We start from the raw sequence: 2687 nt of genomic DNA on the forward strand, positions 1-2687 counted from the left end.
GGGCAGGGAACGCTTCGACGCCCTCGCCTCCGCCGTGTACGGCGGTGGGTGCACCGGCTTCCGGCTGGCGAGCGGGCCGCAGGTGCGGGTCGAGGCGGTCGGGTCCGAGGGGCTGGAGGCACCCGCCATTGGGTTCCGGATCGTCTCGGCCACGGGCGCGCAGACCTCCGCAGGGGGCGTGACCCGGGTCTACCTCTACGCGGCGGTCGGCGACAACCGCGCCCTCTTCCTCACCGTCGACGACACCGCGAACGCGCCGGCGCTGCGGGCCGACCTGGTGAACGCCCAGATCCACCGCCTCGTCGCCGCTGCGACCGCTCCCGGTGCCGGAGCCTCCGCCGGGCACTGACGACCGCCCGGTGCCGTCCGATCGGACTCCGAGGGCTGTCGGCGAGGTGCCGTAGGCTCATGGCCGAAGATCATCGACGGGGGCGGGGGAGCGGGGCATGGGGACGACGGCATGGCGGCCGGACGGGTTTCCGGCGCAGGTGGCGGAGTACGGGGAGGCGTTGTCCGAGGTCGCCCGGGTCTACGGGACGGAGGACGGGGCCGGACCGGAGGAGTGGGCGGCGAGGCTGCGGTTCGCGGCCCTGATGCGGGGTGACCGGGCGCTCGCCGACTGGCTGGACGGCCTCGGCCTCGCGATGCCCTGGCGGGTGGTGTGGGCGCACTGGCGGCCGATCGAGGTGTGGGACACCGGCGCCGTCGCGCCGGGCTGGACCGGCCCGGTCGCGCTGCACGGCTTCCGGGCGGGTGGCAGCGAGGTCTGCCTGCAGTCGCGCTACGACCACAGCTACCGGTGGTACGCCCTGGAGGACGGTGCCCCGCTCGGGGAGCCGTCGCCGGACGAACCGGCACAGGAGGGGCCGCCGGCCGTAGTGGCCTCGGCGCTGGACACCGGTGACCCGTGCCACTCGATGGTCGAGGTCACCGTCACCCGCGCCGGTGCGGCCTCCGTCCACGCGCTCTACCCGGTGGCCCACGACGACGACATCCGGGTACTGCCCGGGGACCGGGTGCTGATCGCGGGCTACAGCGGCGCCGCACTGTTCGACTTCGGCCCGCCGGCCGCAGCCGCAGCCGCACCCACACCCACGGCCGCGCTCACCGGTCAGGACGCAGCCGCCGGCGCGCACCACCGGGAGACCGCGCCCAACCTGCTGCCCCGGGACGCCTGGTGGGACGCCGCACGGCTCACGCCCGAGGACGTGCAGACGTACTACAGGGGCGTGGTGCTCGCCGATCCCGGGCAGCTCGCCGCGGCGACCGGCGACGCGGCGTCGGCCCGGGCGCTGGCGACGCTGGGACTGCCCAGGATCTCGGCGCTGGGCTGGCTGGACACCGACCGGGCGATGAAGGAACTCACCGTCACGGACGGCCGCCTGGTGATCGCCGAGGTCCACGGCGAGCCGGCCCTCCGGCTCGACCTGGCCACCGGCCGGGTCGTGGACTCGTACGGCGACACGGTCAACACCTCGCTCGCCGCCTTCGCCGCCTGCCTCGCGATGAGCGACTGGGCGCTCTGCCTCTCGGTGGGCCGTGCGACCCGTGGCGACGACGGGTTCGGCGAGCACTACGCCTTCCTCGCCTTCGTCCGCTCCTCGCTCGTGCGGATCGACCCGGAGGCGGCGGCCGCCGCGGAGGACGACGACTGGTGGTGGCTGGGGCAGACGGAGGACCACTGCTACTCCCTGGGCGCCTGACGGCGCCCGCGGACGCCGCACCGTCAGCAGGCCCCGCACGAACTCAGGGCAGCCGCACGAGGTGCTCGGCGATCGCGGCGAGCAGGCTGTCCGCGTCGGCGGGGGTGCCGTCCGTGGCCCAGCGGACGTAGCCGTCGGGGCGGATCAGTACGGCCGCCGCGGCGGGCCCGTCGGTGCAGGTGGCGCGGACGAGGTCGACCTGCGGCGGGAGCTGGAGACCGGCCGGGACGGCTCCGGCGAGGTCGAGCAGGACGGCGTGCCCCGCGGCGAACAGGGCCGACAGCCGGACGGTGCCGGTGGCGCGGGTGAGTTCGGTGTCCGGGACGCGCCGGCCGGTGAGCGGGTGGTGCCGTGGGTGGCCGTCCTGCGGCAGGCAGTGCGGCGGGTAGTGCAGGGAGAGGCCGGACATCAGCCCGGCCAGGTGGCGGTTGGCGTCGGGCAGGCGCAGCAGGTCGGTGACGATGTCGCGCAGGGCGGCCACGTCCTCGCTCGGGTTCGGGTCCGCGAGGACGCGCTGCGCCGAGGTGTGGTGCAGCACCTGGGCACCGACCGGGTGGCGTTCGGCGTGGTAGCTGTCCAGCAGGCCGTGCGGTGCGCGGCCCCGGACGGTGGCGGCGAGCTTCCAGCCGAGGTTGAAGGCGTCCTGGATACCGAGGTTGAGGCCCTGGGCGCCGAGCGGCGGGTGGATGTGCGCGGCGTCTCCGGCGAACAGGACGCGCCCGGTGCGGTACTGCTCCAACTGCCGGGTGGCGTCGGTGAACCGCGAGGAGTTGTCCACCGCGCCGAGCGCGGTCTCCTCGCCGTACACGGCCCGCAGCGCCTCGGCGATCTCCTCGCGGGTGACGGGGGAGTCGCGGGAGGCGTCCTCCTGGTCCGTCCGGTCCGCCTGGTCCGCCTGGTCCGTCCCGTCCGTGCGCACCTGGTCACCGCCGACGGCCGCCGGGTGCACGCCAGCGCGCAGGAGAACCCCGAGCTCTTCTGGGC

3 protein-coding genes are annotated in these 2687 nt (G+C 75.4%); 2 read left to right on the forward strand and 1 reads right to left on the reverse strand.

The features are described 5' to 3' along the window. Together ABZ641_RS32200 and ABZ641_RS32205 are read left to right on the forward strand one after the other, a co-directional pair. The coding region (locus tag ABZ641_RS32200) for a hypothetical protein (RefSeq protein WP_359987563.1) at positions 1–349 on the forward strand (349 nt) is incomplete at its 5' end. A gap of 97 nt (positions 350–446) precedes the next feature. Beyond that, positions 447–1703 (forward strand): SUKH-4 family immunity protein, encoded by a 1257-nt coding sequence (locus ABZ641_RS32205; RefSeq protein ID WP_359987565.1) that lies wholly within the window; start codon positions 447–449, stop codon positions 1701–1703. Positions 1704–1746: 43 nt separating this feature from the next. Here ABZ641_RS32205 and ABZ641_RS32210 read toward each other — a convergent pair. Then, positions 1747–2687: FAD-dependent monooxygenase (locus ABZ641_RS32210; RefSeq protein WP_359987568.1), on the reverse strand; the 941-nt coding region annotated here is incomplete at its 5' end.

It is taken from the genome of Kitasatospora sp. NPDC007106 (genome assembly GCF_040634455.1).
GTDB classification, from domain to species: domain Bacteria; phylum Actinomycetota; class Actinomycetes; order Streptomycetales; family Streptomycetaceae; genus Kitasatospora; species Kitasatospora arboriphila.